Genomic DNA, 24,110 nt, shown 5'->3' on the forward strand with positions numbered 1-24,110 from the left:
GACGTGGTTGCGTTACGTCATCGGTCATATACAGGACTGGCCGGTGAACCGGGTCCGCGATCTGCTGCCATGGAAGGTCGAGCTTCCCTCTGCCTGAACGTCAATACGGTCTGAATGCGACGCTTACCCAGAAGCGCGAAGTCGTGGTGTTGATGTGTGATGCGACCGGTCTGTCGCAACGCCGTGCCTGCAGTCTGGCTGGTCTGTCCCTGTCGACCTGCCGCTATGACGCTCAGCGTCCGGCGGCTGATGCCCATTTATCAGGGCGCATTACTGAACTGGCACTGGAGCGCAGGCGTTTTGGCTACCGCCGCATATGGCAGTTACTGCGCCGTGAAGGGCTTCTGGTTAATTACAAGCGCGTGTACCGCCTTTATCATCTGAACGGACTGGGCGTTAAACGCAGACGTCGTCGTAAAGGGCTTGCAACAGAACGTCTGCCGCTGCTCCGCCCGGCGGCGCCCAACCTGACCTGGTCGATGGATTTCGTCATGGATGCGCTGGCTACTGGTCGCAGGATCAAGTGCCTTACCTGCGTCGATGACTTCACAAAGGAATGCCTGACGGTCACTGTTGCCTTCGGGATTTCAGGCGTGCAGGTCACGCGTATTCTGGACAGCATTGCGCTGTTTCGCGGCTGTCCGGCTACGATAAGAACCGATCAGGGCCCGGAGTTTACCTGCCGCGCGCTAGATCAGTGGGCCTTTGAGCATGGAGTGGAGCTGCGACTTATCCAGCCCGGCAGGCCGACACAGAACGGATTTATTGAGAGTTTTAACGGACGCTTTCGCGATGAATGCCTGAATGAACACGGGTTCAGCGACGTCAGTCATGCCAGGAAAACCATCAGCGAATGGCGTCCGCACTCCACGCTGAATTATCAGACGCCGTCTGAATTTGCAGCGAGCTGGAGAAAGGGTAATTCTGAGAGTGAAGGATCCGACATTACTAACTGAGTTTTGTATTTAATCCCGGGGGCAGGTCATGTGGTCTATCCTCGACACTCTTAAACTTAGCATGATCACCACTCAGTTACTGTTTTTTTTATACAGTCCATGAAAAAAACTTGCCCATGTGAATCTGAATATTGAGAAAAGTCACAGAGAGTTATTGTCTTTAACTCTCTCTTAACAATATAGACTGGCTTAAGCGGTCGTACAGATAGCGGTTAGCTTAGTTATAACTACGTAAGCTTCGATGTGAGATGAATGACAAAGCGCTGGCAGAGAATCCTGTGTACATTTATGTGTACATAAAAGAAATGTATTTTGGTGTTAAGTGTTCAATAAAAATGAACTTAATTATACATTTACTTTTATCCATTTAACTAAGGAGACGCCAGCGCAGTATACCGCAGTTAAGCGGCAGGATTCACTACACTGCCGCGCGTTTGCTCATTCTGTCAGCAATTTAGCGTTCTTCTTGCTGCTGCTGACGTTTTTTCTCCGCTTTGCGCCGTTCTGCCTTCGCCTTTGCCTGAGCAGCTTCGCCCATATCATTGCGAATCTGGGCGTGACTTATCAGGGCGAAAATCAGCGTACCGCCCGTCAGGTTACCCAACAGGGTTGGAACAGCAAAAGGCCAGAGAAACGCGGTCCAGGGCACGCTGCCGTTAAACACCAGGTAAAGCACCTCAACGGAACCCACCACGATATGTGCCAGATCGCCCAGTGCGACCAGCCAGGTCATCATCACAATGACAAACAGTTTGGCCGCTCCCGCATAAGGGAACATCCAGACCATTGTGGCAATGATCCAGCCGGAGATCACCGCGTTAGCAAACATCTCGCCCGGCGTATGTTCCATCACCTTCATGCTGATATCCGTAAAGGCCTGGCGAGTGGCTTCATCAAAAATGGGCATTTCGTTAAACGCTAAGGCGGCGAACGCGGTACCAATAAGGTTGCCCAGTAGCACAATGCCCCACAGGCGAAGCAATAAACCAAGATTGCTTGTGGTGGGTTTGTGCATAACGGGCAGAACGGCCGTCACGGTGTTTTCAGTGAAAAGCTGCTGCCGTGCCATAATCACAATCACAAAGCCAAAGGTGTAGCCAAGGTTTTCCAGTAAATAGGCGCCGGGGACGCCGTCCAGATGAACCTGAAAAATGCCCTTGGCCATCAGTGAAGCCCCCATTAACAGCCCGGCCGCAATCGCTGACCACAGCAGCGCCATGCCATCCCGCTCCAGCTCTTTTTCCCCGTCATGTCGAATCTCTTCGTGGATAGCGGCGGCACGCGAGGGCAGGGCGTCTTCATCTACTTCAATATCCTCTTTTCCCTGTTCTTTTTCTTCGCTGTCTACATCGTTAGGTCCCTGACTTATGCTTGATGAAGGCTTCATGTTTTCTCCTGGTAACAGTACAAATGCGTTATAAGCGTAGTCGTTTTTTGGGGCTTTGTTGAATAATAGGTAATCATTCTGTTTTGTCTGCACTGTTTTGGTAGAAAACGCTGATGCCAGACAGAACACCGTCATACGCAAGCATGTAATGCATTGATTTTATGTTATCTGAAACAACCGTTTTCATAGTACCACAGCATAAAATCCATTTATTCAACAAAGCCGTTTTTTGGCTAACGAAACTGTTTCTGCGACAGCGAACAAACGTGACAACCTTCTGCCGTGGTGCGCTTTTTATCCACCAGACGCGCTGAAAAGCACGAATATCTAAGCCCTGCGCAAAAGGGGAGCGCGCACAGCCTTCGGCACGCTGTAACATTGTGCTATCATTTGCGCCTTATTTGGCTGGCGCGATTTACCCCTCCATGTTGGAAATCATTAATCTGCTTTGTGTGCGTGATGAGCGCGCGCTCTTTGAGGCGCTTACGTTTCGCGTGTCGCCAGGTGACATCGTACAAATTGAAGGGCCAAACGGGGCCGGGAAAACGTCGCTGCTGCGGATCCTGGCCGGACTGAGCACGCCTGAACATGGTGAGGTGCGCTGGCAGTCGCAGCCGGTTCACCGGCAACGCGACACCTGGCATCAGGCCATGCTTTACCTGGGGCATCTGCCGGGGATCTCATCGGCGTTATCGGCGCTGGAAAATCTGCGCTTTTATCATCCAGACTGCCGCGATGAACACCTTTTTACTGCACTGGCCAGCGTCGGCCTGGCAGGTTATGAAGAGGTCGCGGCCGCGCAGCTCTCTGCCGGACAACAGCGGCGCATCGCCCTGGCCCGGCTGTGGCTGACCCAGGCAACCTTATGGATCCTGGACGAACCTTTAACCGCCCTCGATCACACGGGGGTGGAGACGTTAATGAGCCGCTTTGTGGCGCACACGCAGCAGGGGGGTTCTGTCATCGTGACCAGCCATCAGGCGCTGCCGGGGTTGACGGGGCAGATCAATACTATCCGCCTGCATGCCGTGGAGTGGCAGTAATGTTGTGTCGTCTTATTCAGCGCGAATTACGTATCGCCTGTCGTCGCGGCGCCGAAGTGATGAATCCACTGTGGTTTTTCCTGATTGTCATCACGCTCTTCCCGTTGGGTATCGGTCCCGATCCTCATCAGCTGGCACGGATCGCACCCGGCATTGTCTGGGTTGCGGCATTGCTCTCTTCGCTGCTCGCGCTGGAAAGGCTGTTTCGTGATGACCTTAACGACGGCACGCTGGAGCAACTTTTATTGTCGCCTGTACCGCTGCCGGTCACGGTGCTGGGGAAAATCATCGCCCACTGGCTGGTCACGGGCTTGCCGTTAATTCTGCTTTCGCCCCTGGCGGCCCTGTTGCTGTCCCTGGATATGCCGGGCTGGCGGGCGGTGGCACTGACGCTGCTGTTAGGAACACCGACGCTGAGTTTTCTCGGCGCGATTGGCGTGGGGCTGACCGTTGGGTTGCGTCGCGGCGGCGTGCTGCTCAGCCTGTTGGTTCTGCCACTGGCTATTCCGGTACTGATTTTTGCCAGCGCGGCCATCGACGCCGCAGGTCAGGGGTTAGCCATTGGCGGTTACCTGGCGTTGCTGGGGGCGATGCTGGTCGTGAGTGGGACGCTGACCCCGTTTGCCACCGCCGCGGCGTTGCGGATTACGCTGCACTAAATCAGCACGCATCAGACGTGTTATTCGCGTTTATTTAAAAGTGAGCAAGTAAACATGTGGAAAGGATTACATCAGCTGGCGAAGCCCGAACGGCTGTATCAGTTGTGCGGTCGGCTGGTGCCGGGGTTCGCCCTGACCAGTGCGGCGGTACTGCTGCTGGCCTGGATATGGGGATTTGGCTATGCACCGGCAGACTACCAGCAGGGTGACAGTTTTCGCATTATGTATATTCATGTTCCGGCGGCCATGTGGTCGATGGGGATTTACAGCGCGATGGCCGTTGCGGCGTTTACTGGTGTGGTCTGGCAGATGAAAATGGCCGATTTAGTCTCAGCGGCGATGGCACCGATCGGTGCGGTGTTTACCTTTATTGCGCTGGTTACCGGTTCTGCCTGGGGCAAGCCGATGTGGGGAACCTGGTGGATATGGGACGCCAGGCTCACATCAGAACTGGTGCTGCTGTTTTTATATCTGGGCGTCATTGCGCTGTATCAGGCGTTCGACGGCCATCGCATGGCCGGGCGCGCCGCAGGGGTGCTCATTCTGGTCGGCGTGATCAATCTGCCCATCATTCATTTCTCTGTGCAGTGGTGGAATACCTTGCATCAGGGATCGTCCGGCTTACTGCAACAGGCTATCGCGCCGCCGATGCGCACGCCGCTGCGCTGGGCCATCCTGGGTGACCTGCTGTTGTTTATCACGTTAACGCTGATGCGCTTACGCAACCTGATTCTGCTGACGGAACGTAAACGTCCTTGGGCGATTGCCCTGGCAAAGACAAGGAGCAAAGAATGACGCCCGCTTTTGCCTCATGGCATGACTTCATTGCCATGGGCGGTTACGCCTTTTACGTCTGGCTGGCGGTGGCAGGGGCGCTGGTGCCTCTTTGTGGCCTGATTGTACACAGCTGGTGGTCACACAGACGTTTGCTGGCGGACATTCGCCAGCGTGATGCCCGGGAGCGCCGTCTGCGCGCGGCCAGTGTTAAACGTGCCGGGACTAAAACGGCAGGAGAAGCGAAGTGAATACCCGCCGTCGTAATCGCCTGTATGTCGTCGTGGCGATACTTACCGGACTTGGACTGGCTACCGCGCTGGTAATGTATGCGCTGCGGTCCAATATCGATCTGTTTTATACGCCAGGTGAAATCCTGGAGGGGAAAGGTGATGCACACATCCGGCCGGAACCCGGACAGCGTCTGCGCGTGGGCGGCGTGGTGATGCCCGGCAGCGTCACGCGAGATCCCCGAACGCTGGCCGTCTCTTTTCAGCTTTACGATGGCCGTGGTGTGGTCAGTGTAAACTTTGTGGGCATTTTGCCCGATCTGTTTCGCGAGGGGCAGGGCGTCGTTGCACAGGGCGTCCTTGAACCCGGCAACCTGATCAACGCCAAAGAAGTGCTGGCGAAACATGATGAAAACTACACGCCACCTGAAATCACCGCCGCGATGAAGCCCGCACCACCCGTGCAACAGGCCGCGACTCACCCGGCAGGACAGACACCATGATGCCAGAACTGGGCAGTTTTTTACTCTGTCTCGGCGTCGCGTTGGCGCTGCTGCTCAGCGTGTATCCGCTCTGGGGGGCCTGGCGCCAGGATGCGCGCCTGATGGGCTTAGCGCGTCCCCTGGCCGTTGGCCTGTTCGGCTGTGTGGCGGGGGCTTTCGGGTTGCTGGTCTGGGCGTTTATCGTTAACGACTTTACCGTAAGCTATGTCGTTAACAACTCGAATTCCCTGCTGCCGGTCTATTACCGCATTGCGGCCACCTGGGGGGCGCACGAAGGCTCCCTGCTGCTGTGGGTGCTGCTGTTGAGTGGCTGGACGCTGGCCGTGGCGATCTTCAGCCGCGGCATGCCGCAGGACGCACTGGCGCGTGTGCTGGCGGTGATGGGCATGATTACGCTGGGCTTCCTGTTATTTATCATCCTCACCTCTAATCCGTTCAGCCGTACCCTGCCGGACTTTCCCGTCGATGGCCGCGACCTCAATCCCATGCTGCAGGATATTGGCCTGATCTTCCATCCGCCTTTGTTATACATGGGCTATGTCGGTTTCTCGGTGGCCTTTGCTTTTGCCATTGCCTCCCTGATGGCCGGAAGACTGGATACCGCCTGGGCGCGCTGGTCGCGTCCCTGGACCACCGCAGCCTGGCTGTTCCTGACCATAGGTATTGTGCTGGGCTCTGCGTGGGCCTATTACGAGCTGGGCTGGGGCGGCTGGTGGTTCTGGGATCCGGTTGAAAATGCGTCCTTTATGCCCTGGCTGGCTGGCACGGCGTTAATGCACTCACTGGCGGTGACCGAAAAGCGCGGCACCTTTAAAGCCTGGACCGTATTGCTGGCGATTACCGCGTTCTCCCTGAGTCTGCTCGGGACCTTCCTGGTGCGATCCGGCGTGCTGGTCTCGGTGCACGCGTTTGCCTCCGATCCGGCGCGGGGCATGTTTATTCTGGCCTTTTTGGTGATTGTTATTGGCAGCTCGCTGCTGCTCTATGCCCTCAAAGGAGGGCAGGTCCGCAGCCGGGTACAAAACGCCTTGTGGTCGCGCGAATCCTTTCTGCTGGGCAATAACGTCCTGTTGATTGCGGCCATGCTGGTGCTGCTGCTCGGTACGCTGTTACCGCTGGTCCATAAACAACTCGGTCTGGGCAGCATCTCCGTGGGCCAGCCCTTTTTTAATACGCTGTTCAGCTGGCTGATGGCACCGCTGGCCTTAATGTTGGGGATTGGGCCGTTAGTGCGCTGGCGCCGTGATGAACCCCAGAAGCTGGTACGACGTTTGCTGTTAGCACTGGCCGTCACGCTGCTGGCCTCCGTGCTGTTGCCCTGGTGGCTACAGGATAGGGTAGAGGCAATGACGGTAGTGGGCCTGCTGATGGCGGTATGGATCATCGTATTAACCCTGATGGAACTGCATGAACGTGCGACGCATCGTCATTCTTTTTTCACCGGACTGCGCCACTTGTCACGCAGCCACTGGGGCATGGTGCTCGGCCATTTAGGTGTCGGCGTCACCGTGATTGGGATAGCGTTTAGCACGCAATACAGCGTTGAACGGGATGTGCGCATGAAAGCGGGCGACAGTGTTGATATCCATCGCTACCACTTTGTCTTCCGCGATGTTCAGGATCTGCAAGGGCCCAACTACAGCGGCGGCGTGGCGGTGATTGATGTGACGCGGGACGGGCAGCCTGAAGCGATGTTGTATGCGGAAAAACGCTTTTATTCAGCGGCGCGCACCATGATGACCGAGGCGGCAATTGATGGTGGCTTTACCCGCGATCTCTATGCGGCGCTGGGTGAGGAACTCAATGACGGCAGTTGGGCGGTGCGCATTTACTATAAACCCTTTGTGCGCTGGATTTGGTTCGGTGGACTGTTTATGGCTGCGGGCGGTCTGCTCTGTTTACTGGATCCGCGTTATCGTGCGCGTAAAAAAGGCGAGCGCGAGGTGCGGGCATGAAAAAGATTCTGTTTATTCCCCTGATCCTGTTTTTACTGCTGGCCGCCGCGCTGCTTTGGCAACTGTCACGCAATGCGGCGGGCGATGATCCTACGCGGCTGGAGTCGGCGTTAATTGGTAAACCGTTGCCGGTGTTCCGGCTCGAAGCCCTGGAAACGCCCGGTAAAACCTACAACCAGCAAACGCTTATCACCGGCAAACCGCTTTTACTCAACGTCTGGGCAACATGGTGCCCGACCTGTCGGGCAGAACATCACTATCTGAATACGCTGGCAGAGCAGGGCGTGCGGGTAGTCGGGCTCAATTATAAAGACGATCGGCAAAAGGCGGTGACCTGGTTAAACACGCTGGGTAATCCTTATGCGCTCAGCCTGTATGATGGCGACGGTATGCTGGGCCTGGATCTTGGCGTATATGGCGCACCGGAAACCTTTCTGATCGATGGCAACGGCATTATTCGCTATCGCCATGCCGGAGATCTGAATCCACGTGTCTGGCAGCAGGAAGTAAAGCCTTTATGGGATAAATACAACACGGAGAGCGGCTCATGAAAGCGCTGGTGACGATGCTTTGCGGCTTGCTGTTTAGCGCCAGCCTGTGGGCGGCCATCGATACCTATGCATTTGACTCCGTCGCGCAGGAAGAACAGTACCGTGATATCACCGCCTCCCTGCGCTGCCCCAAATGTCAGAACAACAGCATTGCGGATTCCAACGCCATGATTGCGGCGGATATGCGGTTGAAAGTTTATCAGCTGATGAAACAGGGACAAACGCGTCAGCAGATCTTCGACTATATGGTGGCGCGCTACGGCAATTTCGTCAGCTACCAACCGCCCGTAACGCCATCCACCGTGATTCTGTGGCTGGGACCTGCGCTGTTTGTCGCAGGCGGCGCGGGCGTAATCGTCTGGCGCAGTCGCCAGCGTAAGACCTGTAGCGAACTGAGTGATGAAGAGCAACAGCGGCTTGAAGCCATTTTGAAATCGGACAGGGAAGCATAATGGCAGCCTTTTTAATCGCGATATTGGTACTGCTGTTCGCGGCCTGTGTGCTGTTCCTGGCCGCAGGCTGGCGTCCGCGCGCGTCCCACATAGTCACGCGTGACAGCCTTAATAAAGATTTTTATCACCAACGGCTGGTCGAACTGACGCAGGATGAGGATCAGGGCGTGATCGCCGAGCGGGACGTGATGGCGCGCGAGCTACAGCAGTCACTGTTGAGTGATATTCCGCCCACACCGGATGCACAGTCGCGCAGCAGTCGCCGTTGGGTATTGTTACCGGGCATTATTGTCTTACTGGTCGTGCCGCTGGTGTGTTATCTCAACACCGGCGGTTTTGTGCCGTTCAGCGGCTGGCTGCAGGTGCAGAAAGCGTATCCTGCGCTGCGTGCGCAGGTGCTGGATCCTCACGCGAAGCCGCTGACGCCGGAACAGCTTTCACGCTTACAGCTCGGTTTGCGCAGCCATCTGCAAACCGAGCCTGATAACCTTAGCGACTGGGCAATGCTTGGCCGTCTTGGTATGGTGCTGAATAACGCGACGACCGCCCGTCAGGCGTTCGAGCACGCGCTGCAGTTGGCACCGAATAATCAGGTATTAAAACAGGATTACGCCGAGGTTCTGGCCCGGTCGGGCGATCCACAGGAAAACCGTCAGGCAGAACTTGTGTTGCAGGATCTGCGTAAACAGGATCCGCACAATGCCCGGACGCTGAGCCTGCTGGCTTACGCTGCCTTTGAACAGCAACACTATGCTCAGGCGATTGCGGCCTGGCAAACCTTACTGAACGCGCTGCCGGCGGACGATCCCCGGCGCGACAACATTGCGCGCAGTATTGAGCAAGCCAGAACGGACGCCGGACAACAAGCGAGCCAGTTGACGGTAGATGTGACGCTTTCTCCCCAGGCAGAAAACATGTTACCGCCGGGCGGAGTCATGTATATTTCGGTTACTGACGGTATGTCGCCCGTGCCGGTGGCCGTGAAGCGTCTTGCTGCCGGGCATTTTCCCGTGTCGCTGACGCTGGATGACAGTAATGCCATGATGCAGGGGCGCCGTCTTTCGGCGCAGAAACAGATCCAGGTTCGCGTCAGGATTTCACGTAATGGCCGCGCGAACCCTGAGCCGGGTGACTGGTTCGGTGTCAGCGCCGTCGTGCCCTGGGACGGTCATCAGCATGTGACCGTTGAGATTAATGCGCAGCAGCCTTAGACCGATATTCTCTGGCTCTGTCTGAATCTGTAAACCGCACCGTGGATATCAGCTATGCTTGCTTAACGCGCTGATCTACCCAAGAAAGGCGGCAGGGTATACATCACTTATATGCACAGGGAGAAAAAAATGGATCACCGCCTGACCTGCCTGGCCTTGGCCAGTGTGCTTCTGGTGGGTTGTGCCAGTTCAAAGCCGGAGACTGATGCGCCAGCCGGGCGTAGCGATCCGTTTGAAGGCTTTAACCGCACAATGTTTAACTTTAACTACAATGTGCTGGACCCGTATGTGGTGCGTCCGGTGGCTGTGGCCTGGCGCGACTATGTGCCCGTCCCGGCACGTGCTGGCCTGAGCAACTTCCTGGGCAACCTGAGCGAACCCGCCAGTATGGTGAACGCTATTCTGGTCGGTGAGCCGCGCAATGCCGGTATTCACTTCACGCGTTTCTTCCTGAATACCGTGCTGGGCCTGGGCGGCTTTATCGACGTTGCAGGCAAAGCGAACCCTGAGCTGGCGCGCCAGGGGCCGCAACGCTTCGGTACCACGCTGGGGCACTATGGCGTGGGCTACGGTCCTTACGTGCAGTTGCCTGGCTATGGCAGCTTTACGGTGCGTCAGGACGGCGGCGATTATGTGGATACGCTTTATCCGGTGCTGGGCTGGTTGACCTGGCCGATGTCCGTGGGTAAATGGGCACTTGAAGGGGTGGAAACGCGTGCGCAACTGCTGGACTCCGATGCCATCCTGAAACAGCAGCGCGATCCTTACGCCTTTATGCGTAACGCCTATTTTGAGCGCTATGACTTCCTGGCGCGTGGTGGCAAGCTGAAGCCCGAAGATAATCCGAACGCAGCGGCAATTCAGGACGATCTCAAAGATATCGATTCTCAGTAATGTGAGGTCGCCCGGAAAAGGGCGGCTTCAGGCTGAAGTGATTTATACGAATGTTCTGTCAGGGCTCGCCAGGCGGAGCAAAAAAAAAGCGACACAGTGTGTCGCTTTTTTTATGCGGTCAACATATCAGAATTTGTAGTTGAAGCTCGCACCGTACAGCCAGGCTTTACCACTGGAATTAAAGGTGTAATTGCCTTCCTGAATGGTAACTTTCTGACCATGCATATAAGAGACGCCGACATCGACGGAAGCATCGTCATTGAATGCATAGGAGGCACCCGCACTCAGCCACAAGCGATCCTGATCCGGGATGGAGATGGAACGCTTGTCAGCCGGAACCGGGCTGTCATCAAAGGCGATACCGCTGCGGAAGGTCCAGTTTTTATCGTACTGGTAAGTGGTACCCAGGGCGATACGGTAGGCATCATGGAAGCCTTCATCTTTATAGAACAGCGTCTGACCATTCGAACCGGTCGCTTTCAGCTCCTGGAACTGGCTCCAGCTGGTATAGGCCAGGCTATAGTGAACGGCCCATTGTGGCGCGACTTTATGCCAGCCTGAAACTTCCCACATTTCTGGCAGATTCAGGGTTAATGAACCAGGGATGGTGTTACCATTTGTGGCAAATGGAATTTGAGGATTGTTGGCCAGATTAAACGCCGCAGGAAGATTACTTTTGTAATCCCCATCAAAGTCAACTTTCACCTCAGAGCGGTAGGTGAAACCAAAACGGTTATTATCATCAACCTCATAAAGTACACCGGCGTTCCAGCCGTAACCCCATTCGTTACCCTTTAGTCGGGTAATTTGGGTATCCGCAGGAATGCCCTGCGCGGAGAACGACTCTCCGGCATAACGCTCAATTTTCGCTTTAGCATAAACGGCATCAAAACCCACACCAAAGCTGAAGTGTTCATTCAGGCGGTAGGCGGTGCTGAGGTTAAGATTAACGGTCGTCAGGTCTGTTTTACCGCCGAATCCGCCTGCGGTATAACCGTTATTAAATTCTGTCGCCAGACCGTAGTTTGAGGTGGCAGAGGCCCCTACCCACCATTGGTCATTAATCGGCTGGACATAGTGCAGATCAGGGACCCACTGATTAGGCGCGATGTTTTTCGCATCCAGGCTACGTCCTGTTGGACTCTGGCCGCTGATATCCACTTGAGGATCGATATAAACCGCACCGAGTGAAAATTCAGGGCGATCCATCAGCGCCATGGTCGCCGGGTTACGGCTGGCTGAGGCCGCCGTATCACCCATTGCGCCTTCGCCTGAATAAGCACGACCTAAACCAATGGAAGAAAATTCATTTAACTGAAATCCGGCTGCGTAAACGTTAGAGGAAATAAGCGCTACCGCAGCTGCCACGGCTGACTTTGCGAACAGGTTTTTATGGTTCATGACCACAACCTCATGTGAATTATTATTTAACGTTGTGACGTCGTGTAACAAGGAACGGCGGATTGTATGGACTGATGACGGTCGGACATGTCAGGCCAGTGCGGAGAGTATAGGTCCGACCTGTACACATGTTGCAATATTGTTTTTAAATTATTTCCAATTTGATAGATGAAAATTCGATCTGCTTAACACTTCTCTGCGGGAAACGAGGCAGGCAGCAGGCGCAAAACTGATTCAGATCAAATTATATTGTGATATTCGTCACTTAGCGTCGCGTGCATAGCGGGGGAGAAATCCACAGCGTAGAATTTTTCGCAGCGAAGGCTTTTCCCTTTAGTTGTGAAACCAAGAGATTACCATGACGGATGCTCTGAAAAAATGTCGCGCGACCGAAACGGCGGCATGCTGTTGTGTGGATGTCGGTACCGTAATGGACAACACCGATTGTACCGCCAGTTGGTCAGCGTGGTTTGGCCAGCGCGCGGAAGCCGACAGCAAACTGGCTGAACTGAGCGAAAGGGCGCGTCAGGTCGAGTCCGATCCCTGTGTCATAGATGCGCGATTCACAGAAGAGACGGGCGGCGTGCGGCTTGATGTTGCTTTTACTTTTAGCTGTCAGGCAGAAACCCTGATTTTTCAGTTAGGTTTACGCTGAACCGCTTAACGCCGCTGCCCGGCGGCGTTTGTCATTTTCGTGTTTCTCATCTCACTTTTCTCTTCCTGATGTTGGCGGCGTAGCCGCTTGTGGTTAACACTGTGGATCAGGTCAGACCTCTTTTGGCAATGATGCCCCGGTCACGATGCACAGGTGGATACAATGAGCAAAGCGCAGTCACTGTTGACGCGTACGGGCGAGCGCATCGCTATCACTAACGGATTACGTACGCCTTTTCTCCGTCAGGCGACAGGATTTCATGGCATTCCCGCCGTAGAGCTGGGCCGGATGGTGGTCAGCGAAATGGTGGCCCGGAGTGAGTTACCGGTCGGGATGATTGAGCAACTGGTGTTTGGTCAGGTGGTGCAGATGCCAGAGGCTCCCAACATCGCGCGGGAAATTGTGCTGAGCAGTGGCCTCAGCGTCAGTACCGATGCGTACAGCGTCAGCCGAGCCTGTGCGACCAGCTTCCAGGCGGTGGCTAACGTCACGGAAAGCCTGCTGGCAGGCACGATTTCGGTCGGTATTGCGGGCGCGCGGATTCCTCTTCCGTCCTGCCGATTGGCGTCAGTAAAACGCTGGCTCGTGCGCTGGTGGATATGAACAAAGCAAAAAGCCTTTCCCAAAAGTTTCAGATTCTGCGCCGCCTGCGTCCCGGCGATCTGTTACCGGTGCCGCCTGCCGTGGCCGAATACTCCACAGGATTACGCATGGGCGATACCGCAGAACAGATGGCGAAAACGCACGGCATCAGCCGGGAAGAACAGGATGCGCTGGCTCTGCGTTCGCATCAGCGCGCAGCGCAGGCCTGGCAGTCGGGCGTGCTGAATCAGGAAGTCATGGCCGCCTTCGTCCCGCCCTTTAAGGCCCCCATAGACCAGGATAATAACGTGCGAATGGATGCGAAAGCGGCTGACTATGCCCGTTTACGTCCGGCGTTTGATCGCCAGCACGGCACGGTAACGGCAGCCAACAGCACGCCGTTAACGGACGGGGCGGCGGCGGTGATATTGATGCGTGAAGGCCAGGCCAAAGCGCTGGGATTACAGCCGCTGGGCTATCTGCGCAGCTACGCCTTTACCGCCATTGATGTCTGGCAGGACATGCTGCTCGGGCCCGCTTACGCCTCGCCGCTGGCGCTTGATCGTGCTGGCATCACGCTGGCTGATCTGACGCTTATTGATATGCATGAAGCGTTCGCGGCGCAGACCTTGAGTAATATCAAGCTGTTTCGTGACGAACGTTTTGCCCGCGAGGTATTAAACCGCTCGCACGCGCTGGGTGAAATCGACGATGCACGTTTTAACGTCCTGGGCGGCTCCATCGCCTATGGTCATCCTTTTGCGGCGACCGGCGCGCGCATGATCACGCAGACCTTAAATGAATTGCGTCGGCGCGGAGGCGGGCTGGGACTGGTCACGGCCTGTGCCGCCGGAGGATTAGGTGCAGCCATGGTTCTGGAGGCCGAATAATGGAACAGCGCGCGTTTACTTTGCAGATGCGGGACGATCATGTTGGCGTGATCACCATTGATGTGCCCAATGAAAAAATGAATACGCTGAAGGCGGAATTTGCGGTCCAGATTGCCAGCCTGATTAGCGAGGCACGCCAGCATCCGCAGCTGCTCGGGCTGGTACTGATTTCCGGCAAGCCTGACAACTTTGTAGCAGGTGCCGATATCAGCATGATTGATCGCTGTCAGCGTGCGGATGAAGCCGAAGCTCTGGCAAGGCAAGGGCAGGAGGTAATGGCCGCGATTGCCGCCTTACCGTTTCCCGTGGTGGCCGCCATTCACGGGGCCTGCTTAGGCGGTGGTCTTGAACTGGCGCTGGCCTGTCATTCACGCATCTGTACGCTGGATGATAAAACCCGTCTGGGACTGCCGGAAGTGCAACTGGGATTACTGCCCGGTTCGGGTGGCACGCAGCGTCTGCCGCATCTGATTGGCGTGCAAAAGGCTTTACCTCTCATCCTGACGGGGAAAAGCCTGCGCGCGAAACAGGCGAAAAAACTGGGGATTGTCGATGACGCGGTGCCGCAGGCGATCCTGCTGGATACCGCTATCGAAAGCGTTAAAAAAGGCAAACGCCGCCGCGCACCGCTTCCGCTGCGCGACCGTCTGCTGCAGGGGCCGATCGCCCGCCAGGCCTTGCTTGCGCTGGTCAGGCGGGAAACGGAACGCAAAACCCAGGGGAACTATCCGGCCGCGCAACGTATCATCGATGTGGTGCGCATTGGGCTTGAGCAAAGCAGTCAGGCAGGTTATGCCGCCGAGGCGCGCGCCTTTGGCGAGCTGGCCATGACGCCGGAATCGGCGGCGCTACGCAGCCTGTTTTTTGCCTCCACCGCGCTGAAAAAAGAGAACGGAACTGAGGCGCAGCCCCGGCCAGTCGAACGTGTCGGTGTGCTGGGCGGCGGGTTGATGGGCGGCGGCATTGCCTGCGTCAGCGCAATTCATGCCGGTCTGCCCGTGCGCATCAAAGACATCAGCCTGAACGGCATTAATCATGCGCTGCAGACCAGTTGGGCGCTGCTGAGTAAAAAAGTGCAGCGTCGTCAGCTCACCCCGGCGCAGCGCCAGCAGCAGATGGCGCGCATCAGCGGCGGTACCGACTATCAGGGGTTTACCCAACGTGACATCGTCATCGAGGCGGTGTTTGAAGATCTGGCGCTGAAACAGCAAATGGTGGCAGAGGTGGAAACGCACTGTCAGCCCCAGACGATTTTTGCGTCCAATACCTCTTCCCTCCCGATTGCCGACATTGCGGCGAAGGCCGCGCGTCCTGAGAATATTATTGGCCTGCACTACTTCAGTCCGGTGGAGAAAATGCCGCTGGTTGAAGTTATCCCGCATGCGGCGACCTCGCCTGAAACGCTCGCCAGCACCGTCACGCTGGCACGTAAACAGGGCAAAACGCCGATTGTGGTCGCTGACAGACCGGGCTTTTACGTCAACCGTATTCTGACGCCCTACATCAACGAAGCGATGCGCTGTCTGCTGGAGGGCGAACCTGTTGAACATATTGACCGCGCACTGGTGATGTTTGGCTTTCCGGTTGGGCCGGTTCAACTGCTGGATGAGGTGGGCATTGATGTCGGCAGTAAAATCTCGCCCGGGTTGCAGCAGGCTTACGGTGAACGGTTTGCGGCACCGCCTGCTCTGGCGGCTGTGATCAACGACGGACGCAAAGGGCGAAAAAATCATAAAGGGTTCTATCTGTATGGATCGTCACGTTTGCAACGTAAAAAGCCGGATCCCACCGTGTACGACGTATTGCAGATTAAACCCGCAAGCGTGCAGAGTGGGGCACACATCGCAGAGCGCTGCGTGATGATGATGTTAAATGAGGCGGTGCGCTGTCTGGATGAGCAGGTTATCCGCTCGCCCCGTGACGGTGATATTGGTGCGGTGTTTGGTATTGGCTTTCCCCCGTTTCTGGGTGGGCCATTTCACTATATTGATCGCCTTGGTGCTGGGGAAATCGTCAACAGATTAACGCGGCTTGAGCAGCAATATGGTGACCGCTTTGCACCCTGTGAAAGATTGCAGCGGGCAGCGCAACAGCAGACAAAGTTTTACACTTCTTCATAAATATGAATATCCATCCTGATTCAGGGGGTTAGTCGTGTGTCGCACCATCATGATGCGACGCCGTAATCGGGCAGGTGCTTATTTAATAAACAACCGGTTGACTATACTGAAGCCATTAGGGTAAAACACGACGTTCATTCGCAGAATGAAGCGCCTGACGCGAAGGTGTCAGGCGATGTCGACAAACAACAGCGGTGCTTTATGCAAGTTTTTATCATGCGTCACGGCGATGCGGCGCTCGACGCTGCCAGTGATTCAGTCCGGCCCTTAACGCTTTGTGGATGTGATGAATCACGCCAGATGGCGAACTGGTTAAAAGATCAGGCTGTTGACATTGAACGTGTCCTGGTCAGCCCTTATCTGCGTGCGCAACAAACGCTCGCGACAGTTCGTGAGGCGCTGCCCTTACCAGACGGGGCGGATATCCTGCCGGAGTTAACGCCTGGCGGCGATCCGGGGCTGGTGGGCTGCTATTTGCAGACGCTGGCAAACGAAGGGGTGAAATCGGTGCTGGTGATCTCTCACCTGCCGCTGGTCGGTTATCTGGTGTCGGAGCTGTGCCCTCAGGAAACGCCACCGATGTTCGCTACTTCGGCCATTGCCTGCGTGGATTTTGACCCGGCGGAAAGCCAGGGCAAGCTGCTCTGGCAGGTCAGTCCTAAAAAACTGGCAAAAGCGATGTAAACGCTGTCGGGCCATCCTCTGGCCCGACACTGAAAACGTTTGACTCACTTCACCCGTTTTCTTTCCACACGTTACGCAATCACAAAACGCGACACCGATCCTGCCAGCGTTTGCGCCTGATCGTGCAGCGCACTGGCGGCAGCGGACGACTGCTCCACCAGCGCGGCGTTCTGCTGCGTCACGTTATCCATCTCAACAATCGCGACGCCTACCTGCGCAATGCCGCGATTCTGCTCTTCCGACGCATGAGAAATTTCGTTCAACAGATCCGTCACGTTACTGACCGAGTTGACGATCTCCCCCATGGTGTTCCCCGTCTGACTCACCAGTTGCGAACCGGCATTAATACGCGCCACAGAATCATGAATCAGCGCTTCAATCTCCTTCGCCGCCTGCGCACTGCGTTGTGCCAGATTACGCACTTCGCTGGCTACCACGGCAAAGCCCCGACCTTGTTCTCCGGCCCGTGCCGCTTCTACGGCGGCATTGAGTGCCAGGATATTAGTCTGAAACGCGATACTGTTTATCACGGAGGTGATTTCTGAGATTTTGCCAGAGCTGGTGGTGATCTCATTCATGGTGCTGACCACATCCGTAACCAGCTGCCCACCGCGGCTGGCGGTGTCGAAGGTTTGCTGCGCCAGTCGACTGGAATGATGAATGTTGTCTGCGTTCTGCTTAACCGTTGCGGTCAGTTGCTCCATGCTGGCTGCGGTCTGCGCAAGGGCGGCGGCCTGGCTTTCTGTGCGGGCTGACAGATCATTATTGCCGGAGGCAATCTCCGCTGAAGCCTGACTGACGCTGGTCACGCCACTGCGGATACCGCTGATAATGCGACGCAGCTCATCGCTCATTTCACCGACTGCATGCATCAGTTCGCCCAGCTCATCCCGACGGGACGATTTCAGCACGGTGCTGAGGTTGCCACGCGCCATCTGATTAGCGACGTGCAGCAGTTCAGCGAGAGGACGCGTCAACTGGCGGGTAATAAACAGGGCGATAAGAATGCCTGCTACGATAGCGGCGATGATAATCACCGTCATCAGCCAGACGGCCTGATTCGCGTCGTGATTGGTCGCATCTAACTGCTGGGTAAACAAGGCGTTGCTCATGTCGGTCAGGATTTTGCCCGCAGCCGCCAGTTGCACAGTGGCTGCGTCACCAGCCGCCACCGACGCCATCAGCGCATTGATATCGCCCTGTTTGGTCTCAAGCTGTGCGCTGACTTTTTCAAGCGCAGCACTGTCTGCGGCGTTAAGGCGCGGTTTGACCAGAGCCATCAGCTGCACGGTTTCCGACAGGAAGTTGCTCAGGGCGTTGCGATCTTCTTCTTTGTGCTCAAGGCCAAAGAGTTTGACACGTACCGCCACGCCGCCCAGGTGTTTATTGATTTCCTGTAACGCCGCGCTCGTCTGCGGGTCACTGCTGTTGCTTGCGGCCAGTTGGCTGATAGCCCGCATCTCATCCGCCACGGACAGGTTCTGAAGCGCCTGTGCCCCGTTACGGACAGTCTGTACCGTATCGGCGCGTTTCTGCCGGTAAGTGGCAATAGCGGACGGCATCGCCGTAATCATCGCCTGCTGACTGTCATCCCAGTGAAAAACGCCCAGGTTTTTCAGATTCTGATCCACCTCTTTCAGCAGATTTTCGTTAACGTCGATGAATTTTTCATCATGCGTTTTCACGAACTGCAGTCGGGCATCTTTGGCCTGTGAAAACCGGTCATTAACGCTTTTCAGCTCCCTGAGCTTTTCGGCCCGGACGCTGATGTCGTTCAGATTTTTAATCCCGCATATCGCTACGGCCAGACTCAAAAGTAAAATCAGTCCAAAACCGAGCATCAGCTTTTTGCCCACTTTCAAATTCTCAAAAAAATGACTTAACCCGCTCATTCAAAAAGTTCCCTTGGTCAATGTGCCGAAATAATCAAACGTAATGTGCCTAAATGCTTAGACGTTATCGGCAGCGAGTAAATTGTATTCAGTATAAATAATTACATAAGCAAATAGTCTGCGTCAGTCTGAACAAAAACGGGCAGAACAGAGGACCAAAAACAGGCGCAAAAGTGAAAGAAAGCGGGCGTCGGTTAAACCGGTTTCCCCCGGCAAAGGGGGGAAGAAACGGGGCGAAACGGCGGGGTGGAAAAGACGTCTCAGGGCAGGAATATCAAGGCAGCTCTGGCGGTTGCCACTCTTCGACTTCAATCAGGACCAGCAGCGCGGCGTCGCCACCAAACATTTTGGGTGCCTGATGAAATGCCATTACCCAGGGATGCTGGGCCAGCCACAGCGGCGTTTGTTGCTTTAAAATATGTTTACCATGTCCGGTCATCACGCTGGCACAAAAAAGGTGTTCGCGACGGCAGGCGGCAATCAACGCGCCCAGTTCCTGTTTGGCCTGCATTTGTGTGAGTCCATGCAGATCGAGAAAAATTTCTGGCATGTAATCGCCCCGACGCAGCTTTTTCAGCTCGAAATGGCTTACGTCCGCACGGACGTAGCGCGTCGCCCCTTCTGTGGACAGCAGCGGCTGGAACTCATCGGAAAAATAATGGCTGTTGTCCGCTTGCTCAGACAGCAGGCGTTTAACCGGCACGTCGCGGGTTTTGACCACCGGCTTATGCACGATAGTATCTTGTTTCAGTTCTCGCGTGCCGGTCATTAACTGACGGAACAGCGCTTGATCATCCTGGCTCAGGGTCGGTTTTTTACGCATGGGTCGTGAATCATGTCTGAGGTGGCTGATTAACAGCAGAAGCCATTACCTTACCGTTTACTGTCATTAATTGTCAGCTTTTTCACCTTGCTGCGCTGAATTCTGCTCGGCTTCGTGGCAAACTATCGGCCGATTTAGTTAAAGGCCTGCGGAGGGCTATGTGGACAAAATTTTCGTCGATGAGGCAGTGAACGAACTGCACACCATTCAGGATATGCTGCGCTGGTCGGTCAGCCGCTTTACCGCGGCTGGCATCTGGTACGGACACGGCACAGATAATCCCTGGGACGAAGCCGTCCAGCTTGTTCTGCCCACGCTTTGGTTACCGCTTGATATTCCGGAAGACATGCGCAATGCCCGCCTGACCGCCAGTGAACGTCATCGCATTGTCGAACGCGTCATTCGTCGCGTTAACGAACGCATCCCGGTTGCCTATCTGACTAATAAAGCCTGGTTCTGCGGCCATGAATTCTATGTCGATGAACGCGTTCTGGTTCCCCGTTCGCCGATTGGGGAGCTGATTGAAAACCGTTTTGCCGGCTTAATTCCTGAAAAGCCGCGTCATATTCTGGACATGTGCACCGGAAGCGGCTGTATTGCCATCGCCTGTGCTTACGCCTTCCCGGACGCCGAAGTTGACGCGGTGGATATCTCCCACGATGCGCTGGCAGTGGCGGAACAAAATATCGAAGAGCATGGTTTGATCCACCATGTCACGCCGATTCGCGCCGATCTGTTCCGCGAATTGCCGCCTGTGCAATACGATCTGATCGTGACCAATCCGCCCTATGTGGATGCCGAAGATATGGACGATCTGCCGGGCGAATATCACCATGAGCCTGAGCTGGGTCTGGCGGCCGGAAGCGATGGCCTGAAGCTGGTCCGCCGTATTCTGGCCTGTGCGCCGGGTTACCTGAGCGAAAACGGCGTGCTGATTTGCGAAGTCGGCAACAGTATGGTGCACATGATGGAGCAGTATCCCGATGTGCCTTTCACCTGGCTGGAGTTTAACAACGGTGGTGACGGTGTCTTTATGCTCACCCGTCAGCAAATCGTTGATGCACAGCACCATTTCTCATTCTATAAAGACTAAAAAGAGGGGCGAGCGTTCGCCCGTCAAACCGTAACAAGGAATCTCAATGGCCGGAAACAGCATCGGACAGTTCTTTCGCGTCACCACCTTTGGCGAATCTCACGGCATTGCTCTGGGATGTATTGTTGATGGCGTGCCGCCCGGCATTCCGTTGACCGAAGCCGATATCCAGCACGATCTGGACCACCGCCGTCCGGGCACTTCGCGTTATACGACGCAGCGCCGTGAACCGGATCAGGTCAAAATTCTGTCAGGTGTGTTTGAAGGTGTCACCACAGGGACCTCGATTGGCTTGCTGATTGAGAACACCGATCAACGTTCGCAGGATTACGGCGCCATTAAAGATCTGTTCCGACCCGGCCATGCGGATTACACCTACGAACAAAAATACGGTACGCGCGACTATCGCGGCGGTGGCCGTTCATCGGCACGTGAGACGGCGATGCGCGTGGCGGCGGGCGCCATCGCCAAAAAATACCTGCACATGCAGCACGGGATCGTGGTGCGGGGCTATCTGGCGCAGATCGGCGACGTGGCCTGTGAACTTAAAGACTGGACCATCGTTGAAGAGAATCCGTTCTTCTGCCCGGACGCCGATAAGCTTGAGGCGCTGGATGAACTGATGCGCGCGCTGAAAAAAGAGGGCGATTCTGTCGGTGCCAAAGTCACGGTCATGGCGGAAAATGTTCCGCCGGGCCTGGGCGAACCGGTCTTTGATCGCCTGGATGCGGATCTCGCGCATGCGCTGATGAGCATTAACGCTGTGAAGGGCGTTGAAATTGGCGACGGCTTTGCCGTGGTGAATAAGCGCGGCAGTCAGCATCGCGATGAAATTCGGGCTAACGGTTTTCAGAGTAACCACGCAGGCGGCATTCTCGGCGGTATCAGCAGCGGTCAGACTATCAGCGCCAATCTGGCGATGAAGCCGACCTCCAGCATTACCGTGCCAGGCAAAACCATCACCCGCGACGGGGAAGAAGTGGAGATGATCACGAAAGGCCGTCACGATCCCTGCGTGGGCATTCGTGCGGTGCCGATTGCCGAAGCCATGATGGCAATTGTGCTGATGGACCATCTGCTGCGCCAGCGTGCGCAGTGTGGCGATGTCAACTCCACCGTGCCACGTTGGTAACCTGATGAAAGTGATGCTGATGCTCAGCGCGCTGTTACTCAGCGCGGCAAGCCTGGCGGCGACGCCGTGGCAGCGTATTCAGCACCCTGTCGCGGGTGCACCGAATGCGATTGGCGGCTTTGCCAACGGCTGTATTGTCGGCGCGCAGGCTCTGCCGCTTAACTCACCGGATTATCAGGTCATGCGTCAGGATCAGCGCCGCTATTTCGGTCATCCTGACCTGATTCTGTTTATCCAGCGCCTGGCCATGCAGGCGCACAATCTGCAACTGGGCAACGTGCTGATTGGCGATATGGGCATGGCTGCCGGCGGACGCTTCAGCAGCGGCCATGCCAGCCACCAGACCGGACTCGACGTGGATATCTGGCTACAACTGCCGAAAACCCGCTGGAGCGCACAGCAGTTACTGAAACCTCAGCCGCTGGATCTGGTGGCCGCCGATGGCAGGAACGTCGTTGCGCGTCACTGGCAGCCTGAAATCGCCAGTCTGATTAAACTGGCGGCGAAAGATGAAGATGTCACGCGCATCTTAGTCAATCCGGCGATTAAGAAGCAGCTTTGCACGGATGCGGGTACAGATCGAAGCTGGTTACATAAAGTACGGCCCTGGTTCGCGCACCGCGCCCATATGCACGTCCGTTTGCGCTGTCCACAGGGCAGCCCGGATTGTGAGGAGCAGGCTCCCCCGCCTCCCGGGGATGGCTGCGGGGCAGAGTTGCAGAGCTGGTTCCTGCCAAAGCAGCCGGGTTCTGCGCCTGTGAAGCGTGAACCCCCGCCGCTGCCGCCTGCCTGTCAGGCGCTGCTGGATAAACATTTACTGTAAGGGTTCCCATGGAGTGGTTCATTGCCAGCCCGCTGGCGGTTGTCCTGCTGTTTTTTATTGCACTACTGGCTGGATTTATTGATTCGATTGCGGGCGGCGGTGGCCTGCTCACGCTTCCTTCTCTTCTGGCGGCCGGGCTGTCGCCGGCGCAGGCGCTGGCGACCAACAAACTCCAGTCGGTCGGCGGCTCTTTCTCTGCCAGCCTGTATTTTGTACGGCGGGGAGCCATTACGTTGCGTGAGCAACGGCTGAATATCGCCATGACCTTTCTGGGCGCGGTGGGCGGCGCGGTGCTGATTCAGCATCTTCAGGCCGATTTCCTGCGGCAAATCCTGCCGTTGCTGCTGATCGCCATCGGTATGTGGTTTTTGTTAATGCCGCGCATTGGCGAGGAAGACCGGGTGCATCGTCTCAGGGGGCTGCCTTTTGCCCTTATCGGCGGCGGCTGTATCGGTTTTTATGATGGTTTTTTTGGCCCGGGAGCTGGCTCGTTTTATGCGCTGGGCTTTGTGACGCTGTGTGGCTTTAACCTAGCGAAAGCGACTGCGCATGCCAAACTGCTTAACTTCACTTCAAATTTTGGCAGCCTGCTGTTCTTTATCTTTGGCGGGAAAGTGGTGTGGGGCACCGGCCTGATCATGATGCTGGGCGCGGTCTGTGGCGCACGACTGGGCGCAAGGCTGGTTCTGGCGCGTGGGCAAAAGCTGATTCGTCCGATGGTGGTGATCGTTTCGGCGGTCATGAGCATGAAATTGCTCTGGGACAGCCACGGCAGTGAGGTTCTGGCCTGGCTGGCGGCGCTGAATCTGTAATACTTTACGTGAATATTGAATGACAACACATGACTACCCGCAGCTCATTACGCTGTTTGACCGCTGCTTTAGCGAAGACTTTCAGACCCGTCTAATTAAAGGCGATGATGAACCGATTTATCTTCCTGCAGACAGCGAATCACCATGGAACCGGGTGGTGTTCGCCCATGGTTTTTACGCGAGTGCGCTGCATGAAATTTCGCACTGGTGCATTGCCGGTGAAGCCCGGCGCAAGTTAGTCGATTTTGGCTACTGGTATTGCCCGGACGGGCGGGATGCGCAAACGCAAAGCCAGTTTGAATCGGTTGAGGTGAAGCCGCAGGCCCTGGAGTGGATGTTTTGCGTTGCCGCAGGCTTTCCCTTCAATGTCAGTTGTGACAATCGCGATGGCGATTGTGAGCCCGATCGCATTGCTTTTCAGCGTAAAGTTCATGCCCAGGTCATGAGCTACCTGGCGTCGGGCATTCCTGCCCGTCCCGCACGCTTTATTTCAGCCCTGGCTGAATTTTATGGCAGGCCTTCTCTGACCGCATCACAGTTTCCATGGCCGGAAGATGTGTAATGCAGAAGGGATTATTTAACAGAGGA

Annotated in this window: 24 protein-coding genes and 2 pseudogenes; 21 read left to right on the plus strand and 5 right to left on the minus strand. The window is 55.8% G+C overall.

All coding sequences use genetic code 11. From position 1 onward, the window contains the following. Together F7Q90_RS00005 and F7Q90_RS00010 are read left to right on the plus strand one after the other, a co-directional pair. On the plus strand, nucleotides 1-97 hold a 97-nt coding region (locus tag F7Q90_RS00005), incomplete at its 5' end, for a transposase domain-containing protein (RefSeq protein ID WP_151160719.1). Nucleotides 98-119: 22 nt separating this feature from the next. Then, nucleotides 120-956: pseudogene (locus tag F7Q90_RS00010) on the plus strand (IS3 family transposase); the annotation flags it as partial. A gap of 454 nt (nucleotides 957-1,410) precedes the next feature. On the opposite strand, the gene F7Q90_RS00015 reads toward F7Q90_RS00010, so the two are convergent. Further along, nucleotides 1,411-2,343: a formate/nitrite transporter family protein gene (locus F7Q90_RS00015; RefSeq protein ID WP_006120103.1), complete on the minus strand. Its 933-nt coding sequence runs from the start codon at nucleotides 2,341-2,343 to the stop codon at nucleotides 1,411-1,413. A 73-nt stretch (nucleotides 2,344-2,416) separates the two neighbouring features. Next, nucleotides 2,417-2,722 (minus strand): hypothetical protein, encoded by a 306-nt coding sequence (locus tag F7Q90_RS00020; protein WP_044242238.1) that lies wholly within the window; start codon nucleotides 2,720-2,722, stop codon nucleotides 2,417-2,419. Nucleotides 2,723-2,768: 46 nt separating this feature from the next. Here F7Q90_RS00020 and ccmA point away from each other — a divergent pair, with 46 nt between their 5' ends. From ccmA to mlaA, 10 genes are all read left to right on the plus strand, one after another. Beyond that, nucleotides 2,769-3,386, plus strand: coding sequence for a cytochrome c biogenesis heme-transporting ATPase CcmA (gene ccmA, locus F7Q90_RS00025; RefSeq protein WP_006120102.1), 618 nt, complete (start codon nucleotides 2,769-2,771; stop codon nucleotides 3,384-3,386). After that, nucleotides 3,386-4,045: a heme exporter protein CcmB gene (gene ccmB, locus F7Q90_RS00030; protein ID WP_006120101.1), complete on the plus strand. Its 660-nt coding sequence runs from the start codon at nucleotides 3,386-3,388 to the stop codon at nucleotides 4,043-4,045. Before ccmA ends, ccmB begins: the two co-directional genes overlap by 1 nt. Before the next feature lie 54 nt (nucleotides 4,046-4,099). Next, on the plus strand, nucleotides 4,100-4,840 hold the full coding sequence (locus F7Q90_RS00035; RefSeq protein ID WP_006120100.1) for a heme ABC transporter permease: 741 nt from the start codon (nucleotides 4,100-4,102) through the stop codon (nucleotides 4,838-4,840). After that, nucleotides 4,837-5,070 carry a heme exporter protein CcmD gene (gene ccmD, locus F7Q90_RS00040; RefSeq protein WP_006120099.1) on the plus strand — a complete coding sequence of 78 codons (234 nt, stop codon included), beginning with the start codon at nucleotides 4,837-4,839 and terminating at the stop codon, nucleotides 5,068-5,070. The genes F7Q90_RS00035 and ccmD overlap by 4 nt, the downstream gene beginning before the upstream one ends. After that, nucleotides 5,067-5,552, plus strand: coding sequence for a cytochrome c maturation protein CcmE (gene ccmE / locus F7Q90_RS00045; RefSeq protein WP_006120098.1), 486 nt, complete (start codon nucleotides 5,067-5,069; stop codon nucleotides 5,550-5,552). The genes ccmD and ccmE overlap by 4 nt, the downstream gene beginning before the upstream one ends. Then, nucleotides 5,549-7,507 carry a heme lyase CcmF/NrfE family subunit gene (locus tag F7Q90_RS00050; protein WP_006120097.1) on the plus strand — a complete coding sequence of 653 codons (1,959 nt, stop codon included), beginning with the start codon at nucleotides 5,549-5,551 and terminating at the stop codon, nucleotides 7,505-7,507. The genes ccmE and F7Q90_RS00050 overlap by 4 nt, the downstream gene beginning before the upstream one ends. After that, nucleotides 7,504-8,058 (plus strand): DsbE family thiol:disulfide interchange protein, encoded by a 555-nt coding sequence (locus F7Q90_RS00055; RefSeq protein ID WP_006120096.1) that lies wholly within the window; start codon nucleotides 7,504-7,506, stop codon nucleotides 8,056-8,058. Before F7Q90_RS00050 ends, F7Q90_RS00055 begins: the two co-directional genes overlap by 4 nt. Then, nucleotides 8,055-8,510: a cytochrome c-type biogenesis protein gene (locus tag F7Q90_RS00060; RefSeq protein WP_006120095.1), complete on the plus strand. Its 456-nt coding sequence runs from the start codon at nucleotides 8,055-8,057 to the stop codon at nucleotides 8,508-8,510. The genes F7Q90_RS00055 and F7Q90_RS00060 overlap by 4 nt, the downstream gene beginning before the upstream one ends. Beyond that, entirely contained in the window at nucleotides 8,510-9,721 is a 1,212-nt protein-coding gene (gene ccmI / locus F7Q90_RS00065) for a c-type cytochrome biogenesis protein CcmI (RefSeq protein WP_006120094.1), read from the plus strand. Before F7Q90_RS00060 ends, ccmI begins: the two co-directional genes overlap by 1 nt. A 129-nt stretch (nucleotides 9,722-9,850) precedes the next feature. Next, entirely contained in the window at nucleotides 9,851-10,615 is a 765-nt protein-coding gene (mlaA, locus tag F7Q90_RS00070) for a phospholipid-binding lipoprotein MlaA (protein WP_006120093.1), read from the plus strand. Nucleotides 10,616-10,741: 126 nt separating this feature from the next. Here the strand turns inward: mlaA and fadL are convergent, their stop codons facing one another. Next, nucleotides 10,742-12,016, minus strand: coding sequence for a long-chain fatty acid transporter FadL (gene fadL / locus F7Q90_RS00075; RefSeq protein WP_006120092.1), 1,275 nt, complete (start codon nucleotides 12,014-12,016; stop codon nucleotides 10,742-10,744). A gap of 358 nt (nucleotides 12,017-12,374) precedes the next feature. On the opposite strand from fadL, the gene F7Q90_RS00080 reads away from it, so the two are divergent. The 4 genes and pseudogenes from F7Q90_RS00080 (at nucleotide 12,375) to sixA (ending at nucleotide 16,947) form a co-directional block, all read left to right on the plus strand. Further along, on the plus strand, nucleotides 12,375-12,671 hold the full coding sequence (locus F7Q90_RS00080; RefSeq protein ID WP_006120091.1) for a YfcZ/YiiS family protein: 297 nt from the start codon (nucleotides 12,375-12,377) through the stop codon (nucleotides 12,669-12,671). Nucleotides 12,672-12,833: 162 nt separating this feature from the next. Continuing rightward, a pseudogene (gene fadI / locus F7Q90_RS00085) lies at nucleotides 12,834-14,143 on the plus strand (acetyl-CoA C-acyltransferase FadI). Next, a complete protein-coding gene (fadJ, locus tag F7Q90_RS00090; RefSeq protein ID WP_006120088.1) occupies nucleotides 14,143-16,263 on the plus strand; it encodes a fatty acid oxidation complex subunit alpha FadJ in 2,121 nt (706 codons plus the stop codon). The pseudogene fadI and the gene fadJ overlap by 1 nt, the downstream one beginning before the upstream one ends. 201 nt (nucleotides 16,264-16,464) lie before the next feature. Beyond that, complete coding sequence (gene sixA, locus F7Q90_RS00095) at nucleotides 16,465-16,947, plus strand: phosphohistidine phosphatase SixA (protein WP_006120087.1); 483 nt, start codon at nucleotides 16,465-16,467, stop codon at nucleotides 16,945-16,947. Between the two features lie 71 nt (nucleotides 16,948-17,018). Here sixA and F7Q90_RS00100 read toward each other — a convergent pair whose 3' ends face one another. Further along, nucleotides 17,019-18,839: a methyl-accepting chemotaxis protein gene (locus F7Q90_RS00100; RefSeq protein ID WP_006120086.1), complete on the minus strand. Its 1,821-nt coding sequence runs from the start codon at nucleotides 18,837-18,839 to the stop codon at nucleotides 17,019-17,021. A 274-nt stretch (nucleotides 18,840-19,113) separates the two neighbouring features. Continuing rightward, entirely contained in the window at nucleotides 19,114-19,662 is a 549-nt protein-coding gene (gene smrB / locus F7Q90_RS00105) for an endonuclease SmrB (RefSeq protein WP_006120084.1), read from the minus strand. Nucleotides 19,663-19,822: 160 nt separating this feature from the next. Between smrB and prmB the strand changes: the two genes are divergently transcribed. Genes prmB through F7Q90_RS00130 form a run of 5 tightly spaced genes read left to right on the plus strand, consistent with a single transcriptional unit; the run spans nucleotide 19,823 to nucleotide 24,084 of the window. Then, nucleotides 19,823-20,755 (plus strand): 50S ribosomal protein L3 N(5)-glutamine methyltransferase, encoded by a 933-nt coding sequence (prmB, locus tag F7Q90_RS00110; RefSeq protein ID WP_006120083.1) that lies wholly within the window; start codon nucleotides 19,823-19,825, stop codon nucleotides 20,753-20,755. Between the two features lie 46 nt (nucleotides 20,756-20,801). Continuing rightward, nucleotides 20,802-21,887 carry a chorismate synthase gene (gene aroC, locus F7Q90_RS00115; RefSeq protein WP_006120082.1) on the plus strand — a complete coding sequence of 362 codons (1,086 nt, stop codon included), beginning with the start codon at nucleotides 20,802-20,804 and terminating at the stop codon, nucleotides 21,885-21,887. Between the two features lie 4 nt (nucleotides 21,888-21,891). Then, on the plus strand, nucleotides 21,892-22,710 hold the full coding sequence (gene mepA, locus F7Q90_RS00120) for a penicillin-insensitive murein endopeptidase (RefSeq protein ID WP_006120081.1): 819 nt from the start codon (nucleotides 21,892-21,894) through the stop codon (nucleotides 22,708-22,710). Between the two features lie 8 nt (nucleotides 22,711-22,718). Beyond that, nucleotides 22,719-23,522, plus strand: a complete 804-nt coding sequence (locus tag F7Q90_RS00125) for a sulfite exporter TauE/SafE family protein (protein ID WP_006120080.1) — start codon at nucleotides 22,719-22,721, stop codon at nucleotides 23,520-23,522. Nucleotides 23,523-23,541: 19 nt separating this feature from the next. Further along, complete coding sequence (locus tag F7Q90_RS00130) at nucleotides 23,542-24,084, plus strand: elongation factor P hydroxylase (protein ID WP_006120078.1); 543 nt, start codon at nucleotides 23,542-23,544, stop codon at nucleotides 24,082-24,084. Nucleotides 24,085-24,110 lie beyond the last annotated feature (26 nt).

The organism is Pantoea stewartii subsp. stewartii (assembly GCF_008801695.1).
GTDB lineage: Bacteria > Pseudomonadota > Gammaproteobacteria > Enterobacterales > Enterobacteriaceae > Pantoea > Pantoea stewartii.